This is a genomic window from Pseudomonas sp. LBUM1652, from assembly GCF_059716105.1.
In genome coordinates this window covers 1,330,494-1,353,729 of record NZ_CP166804.1, presented here as the reverse complement: position 1 = coordinate 1,353,729, position 23,236 = coordinate 1,330,494, and the positions used below count along the sequence as shown (strand labels likewise).

The 23,236-nt window shown below is 59.6% G+C and carries 30 protein-coding genes; all 30 read right to left on the bottom strand.

Going from position 1 to position 23,236, the window contains the following annotated elements; genetic code table 11:
- The 30 genes from ACA069_RS06045 to ACA069_RS05900 all read right to left on the bottom strand — a co-directional run bounded on the left by ACA069_RS06045 (position 1) and on the right by ACA069_RS05900 (position 23,233).
- Positions 1-501: a CinA family protein gene (locus ACA069_RS06045; protein ID WP_187679099.1), complete on the bottom strand. Its 501-nt coding sequence runs from the start codon at positions 499-501 to the stop codon at positions 1-3.
- 68 nt (positions 502-569) lie between these two features.
- On the bottom strand, positions 570-1,088 hold the full coding sequence (locus tag ACA069_RS06040; protein ID WP_401270006.1) for a lysis system i-spanin subunit Rz: 519 nt from the start codon (positions 1,086-1,088) through the stop codon (positions 570-572).
- Entirely contained in the window at positions 1,067-1,633 is a 567-nt protein-coding gene (locus ACA069_RS06035; RefSeq protein WP_187679101.1) for a glycoside hydrolase family 19 protein, read from the bottom strand. Before ACA069_RS06035 ends, ACA069_RS06040 begins: the two co-directional genes overlap by 22 nt.
- Positions 1,634-1,666: 33 nt before the next feature.
- Complete coding sequence (locus tag ACA069_RS06030) at positions 1,667-1,885, bottom strand: hypothetical protein (RefSeq protein ID WP_187679102.1); 219 nt, start codon at positions 1,883-1,885, stop codon at positions 1,667-1,669.
- Positions 1,886-1,894: 9 nt separating this feature from the next.
- Positions 1,895-3,097, bottom strand: a complete 1,203-nt coding sequence (locus tag ACA069_RS06025) for a carbohydrate binding domain-containing protein (RefSeq protein WP_489878323.1) — start codon at positions 3,095-3,097, stop codon at positions 1,895-1,897.
- Between the two features lie 28 nt (positions 3,098-3,125).
- Positions 3,126-3,557, bottom strand: a complete 432-nt coding sequence (locus tag ACA069_RS06020; protein ID WP_489878322.1) for a phage tail assembly chaperone — start codon at positions 3,555-3,557, stop codon at positions 3,126-3,128.
- A gap of 2 nt (positions 3,558-3,559) precedes the next feature.
- Positions 3,560-4,300 carry a gp53-like domain-containing protein gene (locus ACA069_RS06015; protein WP_489878321.1) on the bottom strand — a complete coding sequence of 247 codons (741 nt, stop codon included), beginning with the start codon at positions 4,298-4,300 and terminating at the stop codon, positions 3,560-3,562.
- A 30-nt stretch (positions 4,301-4,330) separates the two neighbouring features.
- On the bottom strand, positions 4,331-4,798 hold the full coding sequence (locus ACA069_RS06010; protein WP_497616714.1) for a phage tail assembly chaperone: 468 nt from the start codon (positions 4,796-4,798) through the stop codon (positions 4,331-4,333).
- Positions 4,798-5,721, bottom strand: coding sequence for a glycine-rich domain-containing protein (locus tag ACA069_RS06005; protein WP_497616713.1), 924 nt, complete (start codon positions 5,719-5,721; stop codon positions 4,798-4,800). The genes ACA069_RS06010 and ACA069_RS06005 overlap by 1 nt, the downstream gene beginning before the upstream one ends.
- Positions 5,722-5,743: 22 nt before the next feature.
- Positions 5,744-6,310 carry a tail fiber assembly protein gene (locus tag ACA069_RS06000; RefSeq protein ID WP_497616711.1) on the bottom strand — a complete coding sequence of 189 codons (567 nt, stop codon included), beginning with the start codon at positions 6,308-6,310 and terminating at the stop codon, positions 5,744-5,746.
- An 8-nt stretch (positions 6,311-6,318) separates the two neighbouring features.
- Positions 6,319-7,410: a phage tail protein gene (locus tag ACA069_RS05995; RefSeq protein ID WP_497616709.1), complete on the bottom strand. Its 1,092-nt coding sequence runs from the start codon at positions 7,408-7,410 to the stop codon at positions 6,319-6,321.
- 176 nt (positions 7,411-7,586) lie between these two features.
- Positions 7,587-7,988, bottom strand: a complete 402-nt coding sequence (locus ACA069_RS05990) for a phage tail assembly chaperone (protein ID WP_497616707.1) — start codon at positions 7,986-7,988, stop codon at positions 7,587-7,589.
- A gap of 2 nt (positions 7,989-7,990) precedes the next feature.
- A complete protein-coding gene (locus ACA069_RS05985; RefSeq protein WP_497616705.1) occupies positions 7,991-8,926 on the bottom strand; it encodes a hypothetical protein in 936 nt (311 codons plus the stop codon).
- A 14-nt stretch (positions 8,927-8,940) separates the two neighbouring features.
- On the bottom strand, positions 8,941-9,540 hold the full coding sequence (locus tag ACA069_RS05980; RefSeq protein WP_489878314.1) for a YmfQ family protein: 600 nt from the start codon (positions 9,538-9,540) through the stop codon (positions 8,941-8,943).
- A complete protein-coding gene (locus ACA069_RS05975) occupies positions 9,528-10,574 on the bottom strand; it encodes a baseplate J/gp47 family protein (RefSeq protein ID WP_497616703.1) in 1,047 nt (348 codons plus the stop codon). The genes ACA069_RS05980 and ACA069_RS05975 overlap by 13 nt, the downstream gene beginning before the upstream one ends.
- Positions 10,564-10,962 (bottom strand): phage GP46 family protein, encoded by a 399-nt coding sequence (locus tag ACA069_RS05970; RefSeq protein ID WP_187679114.1) that lies wholly within the window; start codon positions 10,960-10,962, stop codon positions 10,564-10,566. Before ACA069_RS05970 ends, ACA069_RS05975 begins: the two co-directional genes overlap by 11 nt.
- Positions 10,962-11,471, bottom strand: a complete 510-nt coding sequence (locus ACA069_RS05965; RefSeq protein ID WP_401269992.1) for a phage baseplate assembly protein V — start codon at positions 11,469-11,471, stop codon at positions 10,962-10,964. Before ACA069_RS05965 ends, ACA069_RS05970 begins: the two co-directional genes overlap by 1 nt.
- Positions 11,472-11,606: 135 nt before the next feature.
- Positions 11,607-12,656, bottom strand: a complete 1,050-nt coding sequence (locus ACA069_RS05960) for a phage baseplate assembly protein (RefSeq protein ID WP_497616701.1) — start codon at positions 12,654-12,656, stop codon at positions 11,607-11,609.
- Between the two features lie 3 nt (positions 12,657-12,659).
- Positions 12,660-13,895 carry a DNA circularization protein gene (locus tag ACA069_RS05955; RefSeq protein WP_497616700.1) on the bottom strand — a complete coding sequence of 412 codons (1,236 nt, stop codon included), beginning with the start codon at positions 13,893-13,895 and terminating at the stop codon, positions 12,660-12,662.
- Complete coding sequence (locus tag ACA069_RS05950; RefSeq protein ID WP_497616699.1) at positions 13,882-15,462, bottom strand: phage tail protein; 1,581 nt, start codon at positions 15,460-15,462, stop codon at positions 13,882-13,884. Before ACA069_RS05950 ends, ACA069_RS05955 begins: the two co-directional genes overlap by 14 nt.
- A 130-nt stretch (positions 15,463-15,592) precedes the next feature.
- Entirely contained in the window at positions 15,593-15,889 is a 297-nt protein-coding gene (locus ACA069_RS05945; RefSeq protein ID WP_007908778.1) for a phage tail assembly protein, read from the bottom strand.
- Positions 15,886-16,233, bottom strand: a complete 348-nt coding sequence (locus ACA069_RS05940) for a phage tail tube protein (protein WP_007908779.1) — start codon at positions 16,231-16,233, stop codon at positions 15,886-15,888. The genes ACA069_RS05945 and ACA069_RS05940 overlap by 4 nt, the downstream gene beginning before the upstream one ends.
- Positions 16,234-16,300: 67 nt before the next feature.
- Positions 16,301-17,797 carry a phage tail sheath subtilisin-like domain-containing protein gene (locus tag ACA069_RS05935; RefSeq protein WP_497616697.1) on the bottom strand — a complete coding sequence of 499 codons (1,497 nt, stop codon included), beginning with the start codon at positions 17,795-17,797 and terminating at the stop codon, positions 16,301-16,303.
- Positions 17,797-17,979, bottom strand: coding sequence for a DUF2635 domain-containing protein (locus tag ACA069_RS05930; protein ID WP_095188872.1), 183 nt, complete (start codon positions 17,977-17,979; stop codon positions 17,797-17,799). The genes ACA069_RS05935 and ACA069_RS05930 overlap by 1 nt, the downstream gene beginning before the upstream one ends.
- Entirely contained in the window at positions 17,976-18,560 is a 585-nt protein-coding gene (locus tag ACA069_RS05925; protein ID WP_497616695.1) for a phage tail terminator protein, read from the bottom strand. The genes ACA069_RS05930 and ACA069_RS05925 overlap by 4 nt, the downstream gene beginning before the upstream one ends.
- A gap of 146 nt (positions 18,561-18,706) precedes the next feature.
- Positions 18,707-19,723 carry a phage late control D family protein gene (locus ACA069_RS05920; protein WP_497616693.1) on the bottom strand — a complete coding sequence of 339 codons (1,017 nt, stop codon included), beginning with the start codon at positions 19,721-19,723 and terminating at the stop codon, positions 18,707-18,709.
- Between the two features lie 9 nt (positions 19,724-19,732).
- The gene (locus ACA069_RS05915; protein ID WP_100847353.1) at positions 19,733-19,945 is read right to left on the bottom strand and encodes a tail protein X; all 213 of its coding nucleotides are present in this window, start codon (positions 19,943-19,945) and stop codon (positions 19,733-19,735) included.
- A complete protein-coding gene (locus ACA069_RS05910) occupies positions 19,938-20,321 on the bottom strand; it encodes a phage tail protein (RefSeq protein ID WP_401269971.1) in 384 nt (127 codons plus the stop codon). The genes ACA069_RS05915 and ACA069_RS05910 overlap by 8 nt, the downstream gene beginning before the upstream one ends.
- The gene (locus ACA069_RS05905) at positions 20,318-22,522 is read right to left on the bottom strand and encodes a phage tail tape measure protein (RefSeq protein WP_497616691.1); all 2,205 of its coding nucleotides are present in this window, start codon (positions 22,520-22,522) and stop codon (positions 20,318-20,320) included. The genes ACA069_RS05910 and ACA069_RS05905 overlap by 4 nt, the downstream gene beginning before the upstream one ends.
- A gap of 129 nt (positions 22,523-22,651) precedes the next feature.
- The gene (locus ACA069_RS05900; RefSeq protein ID WP_497616689.1) at positions 22,652-23,233 is read right to left on the bottom strand and encodes a phage tail assembly protein; all 582 of its coding nucleotides are present in this window, start codon (positions 23,231-23,233) and stop codon (positions 22,652-22,654) included.
- Between the last annotated feature and the right edge of the window lie 3 nt (positions 23,234-23,236).

Here is a 23,236-nt window from a genome sequence, read left to right as displayed (position 1 = left end):
CTACCCCTGATTTTCGATTTCTCGTGCCGCCAGTCGCAGGAGCCCCTCTAGCGCGGCCTTCACCGTTTGTCGGCGGACTTCATCGCGGTTGCCGGGAAAGTGCTGCACCTCGCTGGAAACCACATCGTCGACACCCCAGGCCAGCCACACCGTGCCCACCGGTTTGTTCGGCGTGCCGCCGTCGGGGCCGGCCACGCCGCTGACCGCCACGGCGAACCGTGCCAGGCTTTTCTCCTGAGCGCCGCCCACCATCGCCTCGACCACTTCGCGACTGACCGCCCCCACCGTGCCGAACAGCTCGGCCGGCACGTTGAGTTGCTGGGTTTTCTGCCGGTTGGAATAGGTCACGTAACCGGCCTCGAACCACGCCGAGCTGCCCGGAATCCGCGTAATGGCTTCGGCAATCCCGCCACCGGTACAAGACTCGGCCGTAGTGACGTGGGCATTGAGCACTTGCAGACGTCGGCCAAGTTCGGCGGCCAGTTGAGTGATCTCTTTCACGGTGCGCTCCGGATCGGGTGGAATGGGTCCCACCGTACACGAGCCGGTTGCGCTTTCAATACACAAGCTTATTCAAAATGTGCGGGCGCCAATGCTCTGACATAGGCCTGACAGGCTTGCAAGGCAATCAGTCCGCGGTCGCCGGTGTCGGTGATGGCGACAATTCGTTGAGCATGCGCCGGGTCAAGTCGGGCGCGTACGGTTGCATGATCCACGCCGCCGGTGCCGGCGGTGGCTGGCACCGTACAGCCGGCGGCAACGTCGCCGGCGTCGAGAAGGACTGACAGGCGCACATCAGCAGTGGCAAGGCGATCGCGCAGGCGATCCTGATCACGTTGGGCATCGGTCATGGCTCGAAAATGGTTTTGTTCACTGGCCGCGAGCCGTTGCTCCAGGGCCAGACGTTTATCCTGCTCGGTCTGTTGTGCGGTGGCGGCGGCAATGGTCTGTTGATTAAGGGCTTCGGCGTTTAACCGAGCCTGCTCGGCCAACTGCCGACCATACCGCCAGTCCTGAAACTGCCAGGCCAGCGCCGCCGCCCCGGCGGCGAGCAAAACAACGCCAATCACTCGCCAGGGGATTGGCATAGCACCGCCCTCGCCCGCGCCCAGATTTCCAGCCGATCCTGCAAACCGTTCAACCCGCCGTTGATGCGCCGGGTGATCGTGTTGAACTGGTCGCGGTCGGCCAGTTCGTTCAAGCCGTTCTTTTCCCAGAACCATGCAGCGGATTCGGCGGCCCATTGCGGTTGTTCCAGCAGTTCCGGCAAGGACAGCAAACGCTCATCGCCGAACAAGCCGAGGCTGCATTGGCGATAGTTGGCGCGACCGGTGATCTGGATCAGCCCGCGACCGCGGTACTTTTGGCCATCGCCATCGGCCTCAGGCGTGTTGCCCAGCCGTAACGCCAAGGTGCCGGTGTCGTACTTGCTCAGGTACTGGTTGTTGCCCAACTCGCGCACGTACCGCAACTGGCCCGACTCGTGGCCGATTTGCGCGAGGAATGCAGCGATACGTTTGGGCGTATCGATACGACGGTTGGCCATGGCGCTGTTGAGCGCAGAAACAAAAACGCCCGCTTGGGTGCGGGCGTTGGGCATGATGTTGATAAGGTTGTTTTCAGTTATTTGCATAATGCGTAATCCTCCCTGGATGCCCGGATTGAATCATGGTTGGGCACTGATGCCTGCCAACCATTTTTTTGCCAGAGTTTTCACGGAGCTGTCCGGAGCAGCCTTTTCAAGTGATTCATTCAAAGGCAGGACCTGTCCGCCTGAGAGCAACCAATCCTGATACTCAAGCCAGTCGCGATTGGTCGGATCCTGCGGGATAAACGCTGAATCACTCACCCGCAGCACGCCACACATCGTCAGTTGATAACCCATGTTGCACTCCTAGAGTTCAGCATCTGCTGTCCATTCAATCTGCAAGCCGTTGCCGGGCTGGCTGTTTACAGGCGTCACCGTGCCAACTGCGAAACTACGCTGTGTCACACTTTGTACAATTGTTCCCGTGCAGGCAGCTCCAATCGAGTAGTTCCAAACCTGGTTACTAACATTTGCAGGGCAATAGAGCACGACAGTAGGCTGCACTCTCTTTTGCACCTGCATGTCTACGGCCATACCGTATTGACCGACATTTGCAGCCGCTGCCTGGGTAAACGTGACAATGCATGTACCCGTGCCATTGTTCGCGCCAATCGTTAAACGGTCGGCAAAAGACTTCTCGAAATAACGCCGACAAAGCACGAATTCTTCAGCCATAGGGCGGTACTCGAATGGCGTGGAGACTGGTCCCTCCTCCAACTGCACTCTTGCCAGATCAACTGTTTGCAAGACGTTCAGCGGAAGATCGAAAGCAAGTCTCAGGCAATCATTCGCACCGAGCATTTTTCCCGCAATGACCGGCACCTGAAACGTTGCGGTGTATCTGGCCCAGGCGGTGCTCAATTGAAAGACGTCGACCGCTTTCACAACGGCCTCCGAACCGCCAGCCCCAAAAAACTGGCCTATCGTCACCTTCAACGGCCGTGCGGCATCGGATCGCGCCCAAAAGGTCACAGTGGCGGTTTTCCCGGCCAATGTTCTGACCGATTCAATGCTCTGGGAAACTGTATGCGTGGTCGCACCGACACCCGCCGTGGTTTGTTGCCAGCGCAAAAAATAGCTCGGCTCGCCGGACACTTCTGCCTGGCCGGGGGCGAAGTCCTGGCGAGAGATGGTCACGGCGGCATTGCCATTCCAGTCACAGCGAAAACGGTCGGCTACATAACCGCCAATACTTGGCCCTTGGTTGGTCGTACCACGCTGCCAGATATCGAATCCACCATTGATCAACAAATTCCTGCGGTACACCTGCACCGGAAACTGTTGCAACGGATCGGGTTTGGACAATTGCCGGATAGCCTGAGCCAATTGATCAGTCTGTTGCTCGTCCGGTTTCAAACCAGCCGCGATAATCGCGCTGAGTATTTCCTGAGTAACACTATTGCCCCAGACCGCCGGAATCAGCGATCCCGGCGTTCCGGCTATCGCATCTTCATCAACAAACTTGCCGTCGACCAGACCGGAGCTGGCGACACTTCTTGGATAATCCACGTTAATTCCTCTTCAGGTCAGCGACGGCTCAACCGTTGACTCGGAGCAAGCTTTCCAGCCAGTCGGGGTTGACCGGGCGGGAGCGTGCCTCCGGAAAGTCCGGATCGTTTGGCCAGTCGCGCAACGCTTGTCGATACGCCAGCAGTTGTTTGAACTCTTCGACGCGCAAGGTTGTGCCCTCGCCCATTTCCAGTTCTTCGCTATCACGAAGGACCAACCACTGAGTCAGCTCCAACGCTTTGTCTCGCCACGCTCGCTCTTGCGCGTCGCTGGACGGTTCCGCTAAAAATATCCGCTCCGGTCGTCCTTCAGTATTCAGTGAAAGAACCGTACCTTTTGGAGCATTCGATACCAGCCCGCAGTAGTCACCTTCGCTTAGTGCAAACGCGTCGGAAGGAATACTCACTCCATGTAAATCCGAATGATAAAAACCAGAAGTTGCCGGCGAGAAATAATACATAGTCAGTACCCTATTCCTATGATTCGGGCGGAGATGGACGAATTGGAATAATCAGGACAGCGCACATTGATGCCCACTTGCCGACTCACTGTAGAAACAGCATTCCATGTCAGAAACGTTGCTGTTGAAGTGCCTTCATGGGTGGCAACTGCAAGAAACAGAGCATTAGGAAATGCCAATGGCCATAGATTCAGATCACCGTAGTTGTTATTGCCTGACTGACTGGCGCTGCCGTTAATCCACTGGATGATCAAGCCACCCATCCAGGACGGAAAAACGATGTAGCCTGAAATCCCCTGCTTCACCATGAATCCAAGTCTGAGTTTTTTCGGAGTCACAATAGACGCGTCGCTAGCGCCAGCATTGACCTCTGCCTGAGAAGCAACTTTTGCAATGCCTACGATGGACTCTGTCGCCTGTTGGATTTTTTTCGCAATGGATTGGACTACGCGCAACGGTGTCATCAACTTGGTAGTACTCGCAGCAGACTCCGCATCCTCCTGACTCGCCAAGCTTTCGCTGTATTTCTTCGAGATCAGCGTATTGATAGCTGCTCTTAACTGAGTGTTATCAGCTTCGTCCGCGACTGCTCCTGAGCTTCTGATAACTTCAAGAATTTCCTGCGTGACGCTATTGCCCCAAGTTGCCGGAATCAACGAGCCCGGCGTTCCGGTGATTGGGTCTTCGTCTACGAATTTGTTATTGATCAGGCCGGCACTGGGCACACTTTTCGGGTAATCCATCACGCTACTCCATGTTTAAAAAATAAGACGTCAGCCATGAAATCCTGCCATCCACACCGGTGCTGACGGGCGGAAAACTTCTGCCGGGAAATGATCCGAATCGGGCCAGTCACGCAAGGCCTGCCGGTACTCCAGCAGCTCCAGATATTGCTGGGCCTTAAGTGTCGTGCCGCGGCCGAGTTCCTGTTCATCGCGATGACGCGTCACCCACCACTCGGTGGACGAAAGGCTCGTCTGCCGCCAAGTGCGCGCAGCCGCCAATGGCTCTTCTTCCTCCGCTGCGACTTGCGGGATAACCAAAGGATTTTCTGTTACGAGCAACGACTCGTTGCCCTGGCGAAGTTCGCCGACTGGCCCACCGATTTCGACCTCCATGCCTTCCGGCACCTGCACCATTGTCTCGACGAAGGCTGGGGCGAACAGTTGGGTAATCAGGTAATCACCGGTATCGATCAGTTCGACCACGACACCGTTTTCCACTCGTGCATAACGGGCCATTATTCGTACTCCCAGATTTCACAGAAGGCGTTGCCGCCAGCGCCGCTGACCACTGAGGCGGACGGGTTGACCGAGCACGAACCACTGCCACCTGAGCCGCGGATGCCGGCGTTGCCAGCCGTGTTCGATCCGGTGAAAGGGGCCCCGCCATCGAACGGACTGGCGGCTCCGCAACCGGAGAGCAAACCCCAATTTGCATTGCTCATTCCAAATCCGCCGGAGAGTCCCCGAGCACTGCAAAGATTGCCCCCCGTGACCGCTCCGCCGACCCCGCCTTGTATAAATCCGGACGAGGTGGCTGTGGTTACAATCGCAAGCTTCTGCCCGCCGCCGCCTCCCGAAACACTCATGTAAGCGCCAAAAGAAGCGCCGCCGCCCGATAAGCCCGTGCTGTTGCTCACAGCCCCGCCCGCGCCCAAGGAGACAGGTACACCGCTGAGCATTTGCGCAGTCACGTCATACAGGCTTTCGGCATAGGCACCGGACCCACCGCCGCCGCCCAGGATTTGATTACCCGCCGCAACGGGCATGCATCCGCCGCCCGATCCACCTGCGCCGACTAACCGCACACGAATGCGTTTGGCTCTCGGGTTTGGCACATAAACCGTGATCCCGACCGTCTCGATCTGCCTGACCGCCAGCAGCCGCCCCACCGCATCAGTGATGCCGTAACCCGCCAGCGTGGTCGGGGTATTTTTCAGTTTGTTGAAGTCGACCAGCGCGCCAATGGCGGTTGCCAACTGGTCGGTTTTCGCCTCATCCGGCGTCAGCCCGGCGGCCTTGATGGCATTGAGAATTTCTTGCGTGACACTGTTTCCCCACTCGGCAGGGATCAACGATCCCGGAGTTCCGGCGACGGGGTTTTCATCGACGAAACCGCCGTTGACCAAGCCGACACCGGGGATGCTTTTTGGATAGTCCACTGTTTTACTCCCTGTGCAGCGATCAGCTGTCTACAGTCGCGCCAGGCGCAGTCGGCCAAGTGATTTGTTCGGGGAAACCGACCTGTTTGTCGATGCGATTGAGCTCTACCCTGTAGAGCTTCCATTCAATTAGCAGCAACTGTTCGTCATGGCTGGCATCGCCGATGTGTTCGGCGTATTGCAGGGGGGCGATGCGCAGGACGGCGTCACGCAGCAAGGTGTCACGCAGAGCAATCACTTTGGCCTTTAAGTCCGCCAGACGCAGGGGTTCATTCAGCACCCATGCGTTGTCCTGCCAGAGATGAAATTCGTCGGGGCACGGCTCGGCAGTGAGGTCTTCCGGCAGGGCTCCCAATTCACTCCAGGTCTGTTTCGCACCGTTATCTTTGCGATAGACGGTGCCACGCAGGTCGATCAGCTCGCGAGGCACACCGTTGGCCATCGCCCAGGTACGCCCCTGTTCCGCTTCTGGCAATTCGTAAGCCAGTTGAACCGCGTTAGCGGGCAATTGAACGCCGATGCCTGGCGTCACAAAAAACTCCACCGGCCCCACAAGAGCGCCGGCGTCATCCATTAAGTAATTGAACATGCTGAGCCTCAGATAACCTTGATGCGGCCGGGATAGGCGACGTTGCGGGGACGGGACGTAAACGTATACAAAAGCGTGTTGGCAGCGTCCTGCTGGCAACTGGTGCCTGCGGGAAAAATCGGGCCGCCGTTGCTCGGTTTGACCCATGTTTGATTTTCGTGAGTCTGCTGCCCCACCGCAGAAAGGCTGTCAGACCAGCGCGAACCCACCGTCCCGGCGCCGTTTGCCCCCAAGGCATACGAATGCACCGTGCCGGCTTGATTGGTACCCATGACGCGGCCGACGTCAGCGTTACGCCCCTCGTCCAGAACCCGCAGGAATTCGCCGCGCAGTTCCGGGCCTCGAAAGGTCAACGCGCCATCACCTAGCGTCCAGTTACCTTCATTTCCAGCACGGGTTGCCTCGGTATTGAGCATTCCCGAACGTTGGGCGTGATCCCACAGCCATGGCCACTCGGCACGATTCATCAACGTGCCGTTGAGCGCGCCATAACCACCGGGGCTCAGCACCACGGTGGTCTCGAAAAACGGCCTGCCTAACGGGGTGTTGTCGAAGCGACCAACCGGCCACCAACTCCCCGCACCATCACTGCGCAAATGCCACCAGTCCCCACCGCCCATCAGTACGAAGAATGGATAACCATTCGGCGAAAGGTGCGTATGAAAACGGATGCGGTCAGTGCCGGATGCCTGGATCACCAGGCGATTGCCGCTGTTGTCCACACGACGAACAATCACGTCGCGTACACCGAGTGCGACGTTGACCGCCGGTAACAGTAAGGTCATCGGCGCCGGGCTACCGTCGATCAACACGAGACCGAGCTCTTGCTCGGTCAGCGTTTTGGAAGCAGCCAGTCGAGTGATGACCGAACGCATCGGGCTGGCATTACCGACAATCGCCTGAATCGCTTTGAACAACTGATTGTTGTCCCCTTCAGAAGCCACCAGCCCGCCACCGGAAATCACACTCAGGATTTCCTGAGTAACGCTGTTACCCCACACCGCCGGAATCAACGACCCCGGCGTTCCCGCCACCGGGTTTTCATCAACGAAGCGGCCATCGACCAGGCCGACGCTGGGGACGCTTTTTGGATAATCCATAGGTCTTTCATTCCTCTGAAATACAAATGAACCGCGTCCCGAGCGCTGCCATTGCAACCTCGTCCACGGTCAGTTTCTGAAAATAAAAAAGCCCACTTTGGAGTGGGCTTTGGTGATACAGCACGAAGGGATCGCAACTGATTGATCGGATAACCGATCTTGATCGGAGCAATATTTCAAGCCACTCGTTGAGACAACCGGGCAAGCCACTTAGGCGTTTGTGGGCGCGACGCGGTATCAACGGCATCGCTTGCGGCGGGCCAATCACGCAGGGCTTGGCGATAGGCGAGCAACTTCGCAAACTGCTTGGAACTCAAACTTGTTTGTACTCCGGCGTCTAGTTCATCGCGATGACGGATCACCAGCCAGTCAGACTCGATGAGCACTGCGGTGCGCCATTGGCGCTCCGCTGTTGCTGCTGCGTCCTGCGAAACGGTCACGGCGGCAGGCTCACTGAAGGTGTCGTCCTTATAGATCCAACCGGTGGAGACCGGCTTGCCAATGGGAATCACAACGCCGCAATCGACGTCTCCGTTCACCAAAGCAGTCACCAAACCGTTTTCGATAATGGCTTTCATAGTCAAACCTCCCAACGCACGCGCGCATTGATGACACCTGCCGCACTAAGGTTCTGCGCCCACGCGACAATTAACACGCGTCCCATATAACGGTCCGTAAATCCACCCTCTGGTACAACCTGCGTCCCTGACACAGCTACCCCGATCTCTTCACTGACCACGCCATAATCGGTTTTCACGTTGCCGTCAAAATCGTAGATCCCTGCAATGTACGCGCGCGGTTTACGGGCCCAGTTCAACGTTACCGAGTAACTGCCACTGGCAGCGGACCAGACCCCTACGGCTTCAAGCCGCGCCTTGTTCGCCAACAGCGTCAGCTTGGGCGCCGTCCCTGCGCCTGCAGTCACCACTTTGGCTACAAGCATGTCGATACAGGTGGAGTCGAATCCGCCACCGCTGCCCCCGGTTCCGCCCTTCAATGCCGCTGGGATCGCATCGGTATCGGCACCTTTTTGCATGTAGCAAACCAGTGCCCCGTCACGCACCTGCAATCGCAGAAAATAAGTGCTGTTGATATCAAGCGCAGGCGATGCCCAAGCTGTCGTCAACAAGCCACGCGGCCGAGCTGTCATGCCAACGGTCACTTCTTCGCAGAGACTGACCAGAACACCGCCCGGTACCGACACGTTGCCTCCCGCCGAGCCGCTCGCAGCGGTCACTGCGATGCGGCCATCAACCGTAGCCACCGTCGGAAATGCCAGCGCGGCGAAGGGCAAGGCATCCTGGGACAGCACGGTTTTGAGTGACTTGAGCAGTTGGTTCGACTCACTCTCGGAAGGCACCAGACCTGCCGCGCGAATCACGGTCAGCAGCTCCTCGGTCACCGCATTGCCCCAGGTGGCCGGAATCAACGAGCCCGGCGTGCCGGTCAACGGGTTCTCATCGACAAACATGCCATTCACCAGACCGGAACTGGGCACGCTCTTCGGATAATCCATATCGTCATTCCTCCCTAGTCATAATTGATGTGCACCTTGGTATGCGCTGGCGCGCTGCGGTGGATCAGGCATTCCAGCGCCGAGCCCGGGTTCACGCCGAAGCGTTCGCCCCAGTAACTTGCACCGAAACGCCGACCGAGCAACAGGCGACCGCCGGTGTTGAGCGTCCACATGAACTGCGCCTCCCACGTGCCCCAATGCGCAGCACCGAACCGTGCACGACCCATGCGTGGGGCTTCGTGTTCGGTGATGCTGGCGTTGGGGTAGCCCTGGCTTTTGGCGATTTCGAGGTAGTAGCCGACGGCCTGGCTGCCGACCGCGAGCAAGCGGCGGCGCACGGCGAGGCGACGGTCGTCGAACAGTGGCGTGGCGCCCAGGCATGGGTCGGGCAGGTCCATCACCCGCTCCCAGTCCGGCACCAGTTCGCTGACGCCGGCCGGGTCCATTTCGTTGAGCAGGTCGGCGGCGCGGGCGTCGAGGCGGGCCAGTTCGACGGCGACGCCTTGCAGCACTTCCTCCAGTTCCGGCACTTGTTCCGGGTCCCATGCGGGACCTGCAGGCAACAGCGCACGCAACTGCGCCTGATATTGCGCGACGGTTCTTATGCCCCCCATACGCAACCTCCGAAGGTCAGCAGTTCACTTTGCCCGGCCGGCACGTCAGCCGAAGGCGCGGTGAGCGTGTGATCGTATTCGCCACCGGCGCTGCTGATGGCTTCGCGAATGTGGCTGATCAGCAACGGCACGCCGAGGTCGGCCTCGCGGTTATGCAGATCGCGCAACTGCGCTTCGACGGCGGCGCGCACGGCGGTGGTGTCCGGGTTGACGCTCTTGAAGCGATATACCACCGGCACCTGAACCGGTCGCTGCACATGCACTTCGGCGGTGACCGGGCGCAGCGGTTCGATGTATTCCTGAACCTCGGCCAGTTGCTCGTCATTGGGCACCGGTTGCGGATCCTCGTCGCGCATGATGAACACCGTCACTGTGCCCGGCCCGAGCAAGCCGCCACGGCACCAGGCGCGGGTCACGCCCGGCACTTCCAGCGCCCAGGTTTCGTAGTCGCTGGCCGAGCCGCCGTGCGGGATCACACGATAGGAACGAATCACCCGCGAGCGCAGCGATTCCAGGCTTTCGCGCGCCACGCCGCCACTGAGCCCCGGCGCCAAGACGATGAAGCTGTTGCCGACGATGCCGGCGATCGGTTGTACCGGGGTCAGCGCCAGACCCGCGTCGGCATTGCCCAGGCTGCCGGCATCCAGTGCAGCGATGGTGGTGCTGTTGCCGCCATTCACCGTGGTGCGCGAAGCGGTGACTTTGTAAGTACGACCGTCGCTCGATTGCAGCAACGTATCGACGTCGAGCACCGCACCGGCGGTCGCAGTAAAACTGACGCTACCGGTGGCCACTTGCGCGGGTTTGCGTGGCTGGTTCAGGCGCAATGCAGCGATGCGCTCCAGGGTCGATTCATCGGCCTTGTCCGGCAGGATCTGCTCGGCAATCCAGTCGAGATAACCGTACAGGCCATAAGCGGCGCCACCTAAGGTGCGGGCCAGCACTTGCGCATCGGACTGGCGCAGCGAATCGCCGGCCAGGTCGCTTTGGGTGCGCTTGATCAGCACCGGTAGCGAAGGGGTTTCAAACGGCATAGATCACCTGCCAACTGTTATCGGGGTTGATGTCCAGACGTTCACCGTCGGCCAGGGTCAGGACCGTGCGCAGGTTCAGGCGCTGGGCGTCGAGGCGTTCGCTGATGATGTCGATGGCGCTGCAGTGGCCGTCGTCGATCAGCCATTGCAAGGCTTCACGGGCATAGAACTCGGCATCCATCTGGGTCTGTCGGGTCAGCTTGACCCGGCGCAAAAGCCACAGCCGCGAGCCGATACGGTCGTCGGCGACGGTGGGAAACGTATCGCCCCACCAGCCGTAGCGTTCGTCGTCGTCGAGGGCGTCGTCATCGGCGGCACGGCGCCAGGTGAACAGGCTGATGAGCACGGCACGGGTCAGCGCGGCATGGAGGTTCTGGCTGATGAACATCACTTGCCTCCTGCCGGCGCACCGGTCTGGCCGTTGCCGGCCTGCACGCCGACGTGCACGTGTTTGATCTGGCTGATGCCGCCGGCGAGTTGATCGCCAGTGGAAACGATTTTCCCGGTCTGATTAATGACTGGTGTATCGAAGTTCACAGCGGTACTGGCGCGGATATTCAGCGTGGCGGTTTCGATGTCGATGATCCGCCCGCGCTTGAAGTGAATCTTGTCGCCCTCGTCGGTGTAGATCGCCACTTCACCGGCGGCCAGCGATTGCAGGCGATAGCGGCGGTCGGCGACTACCAGGGCGATGGCGTGGGAACGATCACCGCCGAGGAAGGTGACGACGCCCTCGGCGCCAGCCAGCGGGTGGCTGGTGAAACCGTAGGGTTCGAAGTGCTCGAGGTCGTCGTTGACTTCCCCGGCGGTGAGGCGCATTTGCAGCGATTGCAGCTTGGATGCCGAATTGGCGAGCACGACAGTGCCGCGCGCCAGCAGGCGTGTCAGTAGGCTCATGAATTGTCCTTCAAAAGATGGGCACGACGCGGTCAACTGTAGGAGTGAGCCTGCTCGCGATGGCGTCAGTGCAGTCGACCTTTCAGTGGCCGGTCTACCGCTATCGCGAGCAGGCTCACTCCTACAGGGGCGGTGTCAGGCCGAAGTTTTTTTCGGTGGGATTGGATCAGGATCGAAGGTATGCGGCGGCGCGACTTGCAGGGTCGTCACCGCCCCCTGCGCCGACAGTGAATAAGTCACTTTCGAAATCAGCATGTCGCCCTCAAAATCGAGCACCGGATCCGTGACCTTCACCAGCGTGTTGTGGCGCCACAGATCACCGTTGGACTGACGCCAGCCCTGCACTTGATAAGTGGTGGACTGCGCCCGGCCCATTCGGGTGGCACTTTCCCATTGGGCGCGCTGCTGAGCCAACTCAAAGGTCAGCGCCGTACCTTCGTTAATGATGGTGGTGCGCCGACGCTTGAAGGTCAGGTCAGCCGCCGTCGATTCAACCTCGCTGACCGCCGCCCCGCTCTTCTTGTCGGAGCCTTTCTGCTGGCCGATCACCCGGTATTCGGAAAACACTTGGCTTTGATCCATCGGCGCGTTGGCCGACAAAATGTTCTTGCCCAGCTCCAGCGCATCACTGGCCCGACCACCACTGCCGGGCTTGGCCAGCACCAGCCGGCCCTGCTCGTCATCGGTGGAAAACACCCGGAAAAGAGAGAGCAAACGGTCGATCGACTGAAACACCGTTTCACCCGGCACAATCGTGTGTTTGGCCAGCCGCGATGTCTCGGGGATCTCGTTGACGACCATCAGCGAGTACTCCATCGCCAGCGCCTGTACGATGGTCAGCAACGGTTGTTCCTGCCATTGACCGGGCCGGTTGGTGGCAGCGCAATCGACCAGGTCCTGAGTCTTGGAACTGCCTTCGATACTCAGGCTGATCTGCCGGCCGTCATAACGAATCGGCGCCTTGAACACGTAACCGGTGAGTACCAGATCCTTGCCGATCTTCACTTCGCACGGGTCGCCCGGTTTGATCCGCTGATCGACCGTCTGCCCCGGCCATTGCCAAGTGATGTCGAGTTTGAAGGTACGGAACTGGCGCTCCAGATCAGCGCTGATTTCCACGCTTTTCCAGCCGCCGTATTCCATGTTGTTGACCGTCAGCGTGACGCGGTTATCCATCTCGCTCATGGTTTACTCCCTGGACACTTTCACGTCGTTGGGTGAAAAGCCCGGATGGTTCATCTTGTTGCTCTGAGTCACTTGAGTCACCCGTGTGGCATCGGCAAATTGCTTGTAGGCCACGACCAGCGCCGGCAGGCTTTCCTGGAACGATTTACTGACCTGCCGCACACCGGACGACGCCACTGCCTTGAGATGCGCAAGCAGCGCTTCCTTCACATCATTGATTGCCTGGTGATGCTTGGGATCAGCCTTGTCCAGCATCGGATCAATAGCCACCCCGATAGCCTTCTGCAGAGCTTTCATCTCATCGGTCACCGGCACTTCCTGACGGGTCACCGGTTGATCCGCCTGCTGAGCCACCGACGGTGTCGATGACAGTTTCACCGCAGGGGTCGCTATCGGCATCGACGCCACCCATTGCGCCACTTTCACCAGCAGGGTGTCCTGCACCAGATCGGCCATGGCTTGCGCCGCCGCGTTGGTGTCCTTGCCGGTGGTGATCTTCGGCGCATCAGCCTTACGGATGGCTTCGAGTTGTTGGGACACGTCGGCAATCACGCCACGGTAGCCTTCCTTCGCGAATTCCTTGAGCTCCTTGATATCGCCGAGCAAGCCCTTGAATTCCGCCGACACTTCTTTGGGCAATTCCTTGACTGCTTTGACCAACTCAGTGATCTGTTTGTATTGCGCAATCAGCGGTTTGAGCTGCTCCTTGATCACCTCGTATACCCCGGTGAGGCTGTTGCGCAGATTGGCAATGCCGATCCGCGCAGCCTTGATCAGCGTCATCGCCTGTTCAAAGCGCGCCACCGCAGAACCCAACAGCGTGTCGGCTTTCGACAACAAGACCTTCTGGGTGCTGACGGTGGCGGTCGGAAATGGCAGCGGCTGATCGGGATAGAACTTCAGCGCAAACGTGACCAACCCGCCGTCCTGGCGGGTGTGGGTCATGTCGCACTCGCCGACCTTGACTTGCAGGCGGCCGAGCCACGGATGCACCAGTTCACCACTGCCCGCCTCCAGTGCCTTGAGCAGCTTGTCGCGCTGCTCCAGGCAATCAGGGCCGATGATGAACGCCGTCAGATCGTGGGTCTTGGCCTGCTGGCCGAGGTCCTCGAAAAACGGCAGGTCACGCTGCGGGTACTCATGCAACTGACCTTTGCGACCGACCGGGGTTTTCGCCTGATCGATCCAGAACCCGACACCGCGAAAGGATGCCGGCAACAAACGGTCACGCCAGTTCATTGGAACCTCCTGCCGACAGCGAGCGATAGCCGATGCGCGAAGACAGCGCCAGGCCCGGTTGATTGGTTTGCGGTTGATCAGTACGCAGCCCCGCCGGCGCATTTTCGAAGCGCACGGTCAGGCCGCCTTCGAGTTGTGTGCGGTTGTTGGCGGCGCTTTGCTGGATCAGGGTATTGGAGGTTTGCGACAGTGAGCCGGCCTGCATAGGCGGTTTTTCCGGCAAATGCCCCGGTGTTGCCAGGTTTCCCGGTACCGACAACTCGCTAGAGGTCGATTCACTGCTGCCCTTGAAAAACACCGGCGCCAACTCGCCTTTGCCTTCGGCATTAGTCTTCAGCTGAGCCTGAGTGAAGACATCCACGCGGGCCTTGGCATCGGCAATCAGCTCGCCGAAACCGCCGTTGAAAAACGCCTTGATCGGTGCGATGGCGTCCTGAAACTTCTGCGCCCACTTTTCGATCCAGGCGGTAACGGGTGCCCAGTTCTCGATGATTTTTTCCAGTGGCGACCAACCCAACTGCTCTCGAATAATCGCGTACATCGCCAGGAACGGCAGCTTGATGTAATCCCAGATCGCCGTGAACACACTGACCACTGCGCCCCAGATTGCCTGGATCACCTCAAGCGGTGACCAATCGAAGAAGCTCTTGAGAAAGGCCTGCACGGGTACCGACACCGCCCTGAGCAAATCCCAGATCGATGAGAACAACCCCACCAACGGCATCCAGTTATTGATGATCAACCCTTGCGGCGAGTAGTTGAACCAGGTCTTGAAGAACTCGATCACCGGCACGGCAACAGCCTTGACGCCCTCCCACAACACAGAGAAAAACGCCGTGACTGGCCCCCAATTGCTGATCAACTGTCCCAGCGGCGTGTAGCCGAACATGGTCTTGAAAAACTCCGCCATCGGGATGACAACCGGGGCAATCTTTTGCCAGAGGCCGATGAAAAACGTCGAGATCGGTTTCCAGTAAGCCACGATCAAACCGGCGGCCAAGGCAATGCCTGTGGCAATCAGCATGATCGGGTTGGCCTTCATCACCATGCTCATGACATCGAACACCTGGGTCGCTCCGGCCACGGCGGTTTGCATCGCTGAAAACGCGATGGCCCCCGCCGCCAGCCCCTGCACCAGCTCCGGGTTGTCATCGAGCAAACTGCCGAACCCCGTCAGCATCGGCTCAAGTCCAACGACCACGGCACCGACCGCCGGCACCAGCGCGGCATTCACCGCATTGGAAACCTTCTCCATCGAAGCACTGAACACGTTCATGTTCTGCGCCGCGACTTTCGGCGCGCCAGGCAGGTCGACGGTTTTCGCCGTCTCGCTGACTTCAGTCAATTTCCCCTGAAAGGCTGCCGCCGATTTGATGCCGTCCACGAACGGCGTGATCACGCTGCCGCCCTTGAACAACCCGCTGATATCGAGTTTGCCCAGACCGGTCTGCTCGAGGTTTTTCTTGAAGCTCTCGACCTTGGCCCGAAGGGCACCGAGTTTGGGCGACAGCTCATCGATGCCAGTAATCAGCACCGAGGTTTTCGGTTTGCTATCTGTGTCTGCCATCACTGCACCTGCTGCATCGCATTGATCCGTTGCGCGTGCTCCAGCGATTCGCGGAGCACATCCAGTGGCCTGGCCATCATCTGTTCGGGGTCAACCTTCCAGAACCAGGCCAGGTCATAGGCGACTGCGATCAGGTCGGTGATGGCGCCGACGCCGCACTCATGAAAAAACTCGCAACAGCCCAGCTCAGCGCGTTGAGGTCAGCCAGATCGAGCTGGTTGACCGACGACGGCGGAATGCCGGCGCACACGGCGATGTATTTGGCCGCGACGTCCATGTCGAGGCTGACCTCTTCGCTCTTGTCGATCTTGTACGGCAGCGCCTTGATCGCTCGCACTTCCTGCACCGTCGGACGGCGCAGGACGAGTTCGGTCAGGGGCTCGCCGTGAGCTTCGATCGCAACCTGAAGCTTCACGGCGCCACTCATTGCCAGGTCCCCTTGATGCCTTCGAATTTCAGTTCGATGGTGGCGTCATCGCCTTTGGAGACTGGCTCTTCAACCAGGTACGCACCGGCCAGCACGTAGACTTTGCCGTTGCTGAATTCGCAGGTGACGGTGATGTCGGTGCCTTCGATGAGCTTCTTCAGCGGGAAGTCGGCGGTGTGCAGCGCGGTCACTTTGAACGACGGTGCGATGTCGGTTTCCTTGTAGAAGCCGGGTACGACGGTTTCGCGTTTTACGGCCATCAGCGGGGCTTCGCAGCCGCCGTTGATAGTCAGTTGCGCGCCGTCGACCTTGACGTAGCAGGTGCCTGCAATCAGTTGACCCATGGTGTTACTCCCTTGAATAAAAAAGCCCACGCGAGGTGGGCTGAATGCTTGACGCTAAACGCGGTTATCAAGCCGCGTCGTCGTACTGCAGACGGAATTGGTTGAGCAGTGCGAACACGCGCAGACCGTTGATGTAATCAGGCGGGAACAGCACGTTCACGCGGCTCGGGTCCTGCACGTCGCGCTCGACGATCAGGTGCTCGGCGAACAGTTCGGCGTTCTCGACGTGGCCTTCCAGTTCGAGTTTGGCGTACTGGGCGATCAGCTCACCGCGAATGGTGCTCGGGGTGACGATGGGCTGACCGGCGCCGAAGCGGGTGCCGTCGGAGGCCAGTTTGTGCCGACCATATTTGCTGGTGATCACGCTTTGCAGACGACGCACGATGAACGCCGACTGGTGCATGGTTTCGCTGTCCAGATAGGAGTTGTCGGCCTGGCCGTAAGCGTTTTTCTGGTAGGTGGTGATCGAACGCTGGATGCGCACGTAACCGCCTTCGTAGTACGCAGTGGCGATGCCGTAGTTGAGCAGCGACTGACGCTCGGTCAGGGTGAAACGCTCGCTCGCTGGCGCAGGATCGACACCCGGCAGGCTGCCGCTCTGGGTCGGACGGCTGGCGTCGGCGGAGATGAACACCGCAGTGCGCGCAGCAAGTGCAGCAGCTTGTACCCAGAACGGTTGCGGAACACCCGGCTCCAGCGCCTGAATGGTCATGTGCTGGTCGTTACGCGCCTGACCGGCCGCCACCAGAGTGCCGACGGTGCCGCGCTTGGCGCTGTAGACATGACCAAACAGTTGCTTGGCCCACGACCAGCGACCGGTGCTGTCATCCATGACCGCTTGCCAGGTGTTGAGGGTCGACAGATCCGACCACGGCAGTGCGATGAACTCGAATGGCTCGTCACCCAGTGCCGCAACGGCAGCGATCTGATCCGGCACGCCGGCGCCGCCGGTCATGGCGGTGATTGCGGAGGTCAGGCCGGCCGGGGTCTCTTCGCCATTGCTCTTGCCCAGGCGATTGAATTGCAGGCTGATGTCGTTGCCGCTGTCGCCAGTCCATTTGGCGTTCAGGGTCACGACGCCTTCGGCAGCCGCAGCGCTCACCGGCAGATCGGCCGTGGCGTTGATTTTCTGCGCCAGCGCAGTCGCTGCTTGAGCGGCGGTAGCACCGTTGACCACGGTGGCTTGCACACGCACACCACCAACATACAGGTTGAGTACGCCAGCCTGAGTCGCGGTGCCGGTCAGGGTCAGCACGCCTTTGGCGATGGCGCCTTCAGCGTTGTGCAGCGGCAGGCACCAGATCTCGCCGATCGGGTCGGCCTTGCGGAAGGTCTCGTACATCGAGGCGAGCATCGAGCCCTGGCCACCGATGCTTTTTGCCAGCGCCACGCTGGAGACCAAAACCAGTTTGCCGACTTCAGTCGGGGCGATGTTGTCGTTGACCTGAGCCACGATCAAACGGCGCATGGTCGAGCTCGCGCTATTGGCGGCCGAGTTGTCCATTTCGGCATAGAACAGCGGTACACGAATGTCCGCGGGGATGTTGCTGAATCCGATCGCCATTATTTGGCTCCCTGTGGTTTAGCCGCTTTTGCGGTTTTGAGTGTGATGTCGCCGTCGGCCAGACGTCGGCGCCACCAGGCGCTGTCCAGCACTTCACGGCCTTCGAGAGGCAGCAGATCGCCCGCCTCCGGATCTGGCACGGCACGGCCAGCGGCCGGCACTACGGTGATGCGATTGCTCATGGGGTTACGTCTCCAGAGAAAGTCAGTTCCACGCGCCCATCGGGGCCCGGGCGTTTCAGGTTGGGGTCGGCCGGGTCGATCGCATCGACCCGCACGGTGGCCCCGGTAAAGGACGACAAACCGTCCAGTTCACGTTCGTGCCAACTCTCCGCAGGCTGACTCGGCAGATTGCGACCGAGCTGGAACTCGGCAAAAAAGCGCAGCCGATAAAAGGCGCGGCTGCTGTTGATCGAGACCAGTTCACCGCCGTCATAGGCGATGACGCTGTAGTCGGTATCGGGTTTGAAACCCACCAGTGCGCGCCACAGTTCGGCGCGCAGGTCATGCAACAGATCCAGCGCTTTTGTCGCGTCGGTGGCGTCAAGCACCAGGACAATTTCGAAGCGATCGCGGATCGGTTGCCAGGTGAGGTTTTGTGCGGTGCTGTTGCTGGCCAGATCGGCCAGCGGTGTGACGTGGGCCGAAGGTGTCGGCAGATCGGGCTTGCCTTGCAGCAACACCAGGTCGACACCCACCGCGATGTGATTGGCAAGGCTTGGGCATTGCGCACGCAGTTGCGTGAGGATCGGGGTGATCTTCATGTTGGTGTTCCGGAATTAGAGGGAGTTAACGCAGAACCCAATGTGGGAGCGAGCCTGCTCGCGAAAGCGCTGGGTCAGTCGCCATCAATGTTGGCTATGCCGGCCTCTTCGCGAGCAGGCCGCTCCCACAGGATGTTGTGGAGGGATCAGGCTTTGGGATCGAGGCCGGTTGCCTCGATCAAGCAGCGGTAGCTTTCCTCACGCTTGCCGCTGGCGGTGACTTTTTCGATCGACCAGCGACCGCGCATGAAGTCTGGCCAGGTGTCATCGAGCACTAACAGGCCTTCGGCAGCCAGCAGCGGATCGCCCGGACAGGTGACCCTCAGCTTGTATTTCTCGCGCAGCATCTTGCGCACCTCGGCTTCGCCGATAGCTTTGGCTTCTGCTTCACTGGCCTGTTTCTGGCGAATGACCTTGTAGGGCTCGGAACCGGTTATCACCTCGCGCAGTTTGCCGGCGGCGATGTCCCAGAAGCAGGTCTTGCAACCCTGATTCTGAGTACGAGCGGTCTCTTCCAGTGTGGCGCTGATGAAGGCGTGATCACCCGGTCGATTGTTACTGGTCACCGACAGCCTGACGTCCGGTATCACTTGGCCCGACAGGTTTTTGAGCTGCGCAGGTTTCGCCAATACGTAGAGGTCGTTGTACGGTTTGGCCACCGCGTCGTACTTGAGCGCCAGTCGCGTGATGAAGCTCATGTCGGTTTCGTTCGACTGATCAACATGAGCAATCCGGATCAGCGCCAGTTCGGGATCGACGCGCGGCGAAAAACCGTGCGGCGAGACCAACTGGCGAAACAGTGCGCCAAGGGTTGTGGGGCCATGACTGGCCGTGCGCCGTTCCTTGAATCGGGTCTCATCCTTGCCGCTAAAAGGCGCTGCGGTAGCGACCAGCGTCAAGCGCAACGGAAACAGCGTCGGGGTCAGTCGAGTCACCTTGAACTGGCCCTTTTCGACCAGCCCGGACTCCAGATAGCCAACCCGCAGGCCGATTGTTCCGCCCAGAGTCGGCAAGCCTTCAAGGCCTTCCAGGTCGATCACCAATGTCAGTTGATCGGACTCCATCCCGGCAGCATCAATGTGCTCCCAACTGATCAGACGCTGGTTCAGCAAGGCGTGGTTGGCGCCGTAGATTTCGATCGCCGGTGTAAATCCCTGTGCCATGCAACCTCCTTAGTCCCAAGCCAGAACCGGCTTGATCGCGGCGGGTTTGCTGTCGAGTTCCGGCAGTGTCACCCAGACACCTGCCGGCAGGATCGAGCCGTGCTCGGCCAGGGTCGGGTTGAGTGTCCACAGGGCTTCTTCGGCGCTGTCATCGCTGCGACCGGTTTCGCGGTACAGCAACAAATTCAGCGAATCACCGGCCACGCTTCGTACCTTACGCATTGTTGAACTCCGACAATCCGATCACCCACTTGATCACCATCGCGGTGCCGTCATCGATGACCTCGCTCTGGTTTTCATCGATGCTGTTGATTCGCCACAAACCCCAGTTGCGACCAATGCCGTCAATCAACGGCAGCGGTACTCTCAACGCTTGCAGCGCACGCAGCTCATCGAGCCGCTCCATGGCCACGGCGTACATCGCTGTGCCGCCGATGGTCAGGGTTTCGGGCTTCTGTCCGGTCTGATGGGATTTGGGTTTACTGGTGAGAATTGGCAGTTCCGTCCAGCCACCGTCGGACTTTCGCGCCAGCGTGCTGTAGGCGAAATTACGCGACAGGCCGAAGATGAAACTGCCCAGCGCCATTTGTTGTTTCATGTACCGGCTCCGTCAGTCAGGGCTGCATCACGACGCGTCCCGAGTGGGTTACCGCCCATCAGCAGCGGCATGAATTGGCCATGGAATTGACCGGAAATCTGTTGCTCGATAATCGAATGAATCTGTTGGGCAGTGTCGGGGGCAGGACAGGTGACCTGGATCGTCGGAGAGAAGGAAACCTGCTGATTTTGCGTCTGTGCGCCAGCCAGGTCTTTGGCGACTTCGGCCGGCGGGGCGAGTTTGTCCGGCGCGGTAGTCATCAGTTTCTCCCCCAAAAAACCTCCCCCTTCAAAGCCCAGCCATCCCCCGATCAGTCCACCAATGACACTCCCAAGTGCCATGCCCGGCGCCAGCCCGGGACTTCCCAGGGTCGCGCCCATCGAGCTACCGGTAAGCGCGCCGGCCCACGCACCACCGGCGGCGCCGAGGCCTTTGCCAATCTGTTGTTTGTCACCGCTGGCAACACCTTCGGCGACCATGGAGGCCCCCATCAGCGCCTTCATCGGCCCGGGCATTGCACGCGACACCGGCTGTATCGAGGCAACCAAAGGCTCCAGCCTCGGAGCAGCAGACCTTGCAGTCTGTTCCAGTATCTTCAAACCGTTGCCGGCATTTGCTGTCCGGCTGGCAAGAGCAGCGCCCTGCGTTTCAGCCACGCCGGTCACTGCAGCTGCTGCGGATGGGGCGAGCCCTGAACGACCGGGGAGCCGACTGGCAGCTTTATCCACGATCCCTTTGCCAACCCGATCTTTCAGCTCCCCGACAACTGCATCGAGCACGAAATCGAACACCGGTTTGATCCAGGCTGCCGCCGTCAGAGCCACTCCCGTGGTTTTCGGATAGGTTTCGGCCAGTTCGCTCAGTTGGTCTACCGAATGACTCTCACCCGGCGTTTCGATATCGGGCGCCAGCGCATTGCCTTTGGCGACCGACAAGCGCTCCTCACGGGCATTTTTTATGTTCAACTGCCCCTGCTGGGTATTGGCAAGGGCCATCGCGGACTCTCTGACCGAGCCTTTTTCCTTGAGCTTCGATGTCGCGTACAGGCTCTTGTCGCTCACCTGCAAGAAGGCATCATTCACCTTGCTCAAGTCCCCGGACAACGAGAGCGCCGCACTGCCACTGTCCGCAAACAATGTCCGGGACAACGTCGAGCGCTCTTCCGGTGATTTGTTATTCAGAGCCGCCAGTACCGAGATAACGGCGCCTTTCTGCAAGCCCTTGTGCTCGGGATCGCGCATGGCTTGCGCGACTGCCTTGGGATCCAGGCCTAATTGATTCCAAGCAGCCTTTTCAGCCTCGGACGCTTGATCGCCCTTGGCCAACGCATCGGAAATGTTCTTCAGTGCGCTACCGGCATCGTCTTTCTTCAGGCCGCTGTTCAACAACGCCGCCGACAACGCCGCCGCTTGTTCGGGTTGAAAGCCTGCGCCGACGGCAGCTTCACCCGACTGCTGCAAGACAGAACCGATAGCCCCTGCCTGGACATCTCCGGGCATTTTGCCGAGATGATTGGCCGCATCCGCCAAATCAAGGGCTTGATCGCGCGAAAGCTTCATCGAGGTGCGCCAGACCTTCAACATTTCGCCGGCTTCCAGCCCCGTAACCTTGAATGCCGATGCAGTGATGGCCGCATCGCTGGCAAACGTCAGCAATTCGCGTTTCTTGCCCTCGTCGTTTACCGCTTCGCTGCCGACTCCCGCCTTGGCTGCCAGGGTTTCAATCTTGACCAGCTCGACCCCGGTAGTGCCTCCGGCAGCCACCAAGGTGGCACTGGCCATTTTCAGGCTCGTGAGTGCCATGTCTTTCCCGTCGTCGCGGGAAAGCTGCGCCACACTCGCAAGAGTGGCCGCAGCCGAATCCATGGCAATCGCTGCCTTGCGCGTCTCGGGAAGCTCAGCTCCCGTGGAAGATTTTTCCGGTGTTTTCTGCCCACCGGATGACTCACTCTTCGCTTCGGCACTCGCTGCCTGTGGCAACGCACGCAATGCGGACAGAGTCACGCTCAATGCATCGATTGCCGTCGTCAGCAGCACGATTCTTCCGCTGGCCGTCAGCAATGCCTGGCGCAGCCCGCTGATCTGCTCCACGGCAAGCCGCCCCGCACCTGCGTTCAGCGCGGCAACGCTCAGGGTGATACTGCCAAATCCTGCGCCGGCGCTGTCACCGACATTCATGGGCGAAAATTTGCTCTCTGCCATTGCCGCTCTACTCCTGTTTCACGCCAAGGCGAGTGATCGCTATGTCGTAGCGGCGCAACGCCTTTTCGGCGTCCCATTCCAGAATTTCCGCCTCACTTACCGGGTAAATGAGCGGGACGATATCGAGGATTACTTCGATGTCGCGTTCCGAAAGTAGGCCGCCGGCTGGTTTAAAAAATCGTCTATGCGCACCTGTAGCTGAGTCCAGTCAGGGACGGTCAAGTGGGCCAGATCCGGGATCATCAGACCGGTGCAATGGGCGGTGATGAACTCGGCGCGTTCCTTGGCCGTTTTCAGTTTCTTCATCACTTTGGTGGCGCGCAATGCCGGCATTTCCAGCGACAGCGAAGTCACGGTGCGGCCGGTTACGGCGAGCGGTTGCAGCAGTTGCACCTCATCCGGATCGTCGGTTTTTTCCGCGTCTTCGACCTGGTCGCGGAAGTACGACGCCGGCCGGGTCGACATCTCGTGTACGTACTGGGCAATGCTCACGTAGTCCGGGCGTTTGAGCTGGTCGAGTTCCTTGATCGACAGGCCGGTGGCCAACAGCGCCAGCTCGAAGAACTGATCGTCTTCGTCATCGCCGGCGCGTTCCAGCGCTTCTTTCTGCGCGGCGTAGAACAGCGGTTTGAGTTGGATCTGCTCGATCTGCGCGCCGTCATCGCCGGTGATTGGCGACAACAGGTCATGCTTGGGTGGCATCCACGACATGAA

Excerpts from the sequence above, each read along its gene's own strand:
- ACA069_RS06035 (WP_187679101.1), bottom strand. The coding sequence starts at position 1,633 with ATGCAAATAACTGAAAACAACCTTATCAACATCATGCCCAACGCCCGC.
- ACA069_RS06030 (WP_187679102.1), bottom strand. The coding sequence starts at position 1,885 with ATGGGTTATCAACTGACGATGTGTGGCGTGCTGCGGGTGAGTGATTCA.
- ACA069_RS05900 (WP_497616689.1), bottom strand. The coding sequence starts at position 23,233 with ATGTCGTGGATGCCACCCAAGCATGACCTGTTGTCGCCAATCACCGGC.
- ACA069_RS05965 (WP_401269992.1), bottom strand. The coding sequence starts at position 11,471 with ATGAGCCTACTGACACGCCTGCTGGCGCGCGGCACTGTCGTGCTCGCC.
- ACA069_RS05975 (WP_497616703.1), bottom strand. The coding sequence starts at position 10,574 with ATGCCGTTTGAAACCCCTTCGCTACCGGTGCTGATCAAGCGCACCCAA.
- ACA069_RS06000 (WP_497616711.1), bottom strand. The coding sequence starts at position 6,310 with ATGTTCAATTACTTAATGGATGACGCCGGCGCTCTTGTGGGGCCGGTG.
- ACA069_RS06020 (WP_489878322.1), bottom strand. The coding sequence starts at position 3,557 with ATGTATTATTTCTCGCCGGCAACTTCTGGTTTTTATCATTCGGATTTA.
- ACA069_RS05970 (WP_187679114.1), bottom strand. The coding sequence starts at position 10,962 with ATGTTCATCAGCCAGAACCTCCATGCCGCGCTGACCCGTGCCGTGCTC.
- ACA069_RS06040 (WP_401270006.1), bottom strand. The coding sequence starts at position 1,088 with ATGCCAATCCCCTGGCGAGTGATTGGCGTTGTTTTGCTCGCCGCCGGG.
- ACA069_RS05980 (WP_489878314.1), bottom strand. The coding sequence starts at position 9,540 with ATGGGGGGCATAAGAACCGTCGCGCAATATCAGGCGCAGTTGCGTGCG.
- ACA069_RS06015 (WP_489878321.1), bottom strand. The coding sequence starts at position 4,300 with ATGGATTACCCGAAAAGTGTGCCCAGTGCCGGCCTGATCAATAACAAA.
- ACA069_RS05940 (WP_007908779.1), bottom strand. The coding sequence starts at position 16,233 with ATGGGTCAACTGATTGCAGGCACCTGCTACGTCAAGGTCGACGGCGCG.
- ACA069_RS05955 (WP_497616700.1), bottom strand. The coding sequence starts at position 13,895 with ATGAACTGGCGTGACCGTTTGTTGCCGGCATCCTTTCGCGGTGTCGGG.
- ACA069_RS05905 (WP_497616691.1), bottom strand. The coding sequence starts at position 22,522 with ATGGCAGAGAGCAAATTTTCGCCCATGAATGTCGGTGACAGCGCCGGC.
- ACA069_RS05930 (WP_095188872.1), bottom strand. The coding sequence starts at position 17,979 with ATGAGCAATCGCATCACCGTAGTGCCGGCCGCTGGCCGTGCCGTGCCA.
- ACA069_RS05985 (WP_497616705.1), bottom strand. The coding sequence starts at position 8,926 with ATGGATTATCCGAAGAGCGTGCCCAGTTCCGGTCTGGTGAATGGCATG.
- ACA069_RS05990 (WP_497616707.1), bottom strand. The coding sequence starts at position 7,988 with ATGAAAGCCATTATCGAAAACGGTTTGGTGACTGCTTTGGTGAACGGA.
- ACA069_RS05925 (WP_497616695.1), bottom strand. The coding sequence starts at position 18,560 with ATGAAGATCACCCCGATCCTCACGCAACTGCGTGCGCAATGCCCAAGC.
- ACA069_RS05950 (WP_497616699.1), bottom strand. The coding sequence starts at position 15,462 with ATGGCAGACACAGATAGCAAACCGAAAACCTCGGTGCTGATTACTGGC.
- ACA069_RS06010 (WP_497616714.1), bottom strand. The coding sequence starts at position 4,798 with ATGGCCCGTTATGCACGAGTGGAAAACGGTGTCGTGGTCGAACTGATC.
- ACA069_RS05995 (WP_497616709.1), bottom strand. The coding sequence starts at position 7,410 with ATGGATTATCCAAAAAGCGTCCCCAGCGTCGGCCTGGTCGATGGCCGC.
- ACA069_RS05960 (WP_497616701.1), bottom strand. The coding sequence starts at position 12,656 with ATGAGCGAGATGGATAACCGCGTCACGCTGACGGTCAACAACATGGAA.
- ACA069_RS05945 (WP_007908778.1), bottom strand. The coding sequence starts at position 15,889 with ATGAGTGGCGCCGTGAAGCTTCAGGTTGCGATCGAAGCTCACGGCGAG.
- ACA069_RS05910 (WP_401269971.1), bottom strand. The coding sequence starts at position 20,321 with ATGAAACAACAAATGGCGCTGGGCAGTTTCATCTTCGGCCTGTCGCGT.
- ACA069_RS05920 (WP_497616693.1), bottom strand. The coding sequence starts at position 19,723 with ATGGCACAGGGATTTACACCGGCGATCGAAATCTACGGCGCCAACCAC.
- ACA069_RS05935 (WP_497616697.1), bottom strand. The coding sequence starts at position 17,797 with ATGGCGATCGGATTCAGCAACATCCCCGCGGACATTCGTGTACCGCTG.
- ACA069_RS05915 (WP_100847353.1), bottom strand. The coding sequence starts at position 19,945 with ATGCGTAAGGTACGAAGCGTGGCCGGTGATTCGCTGAATTTGTTGCTG.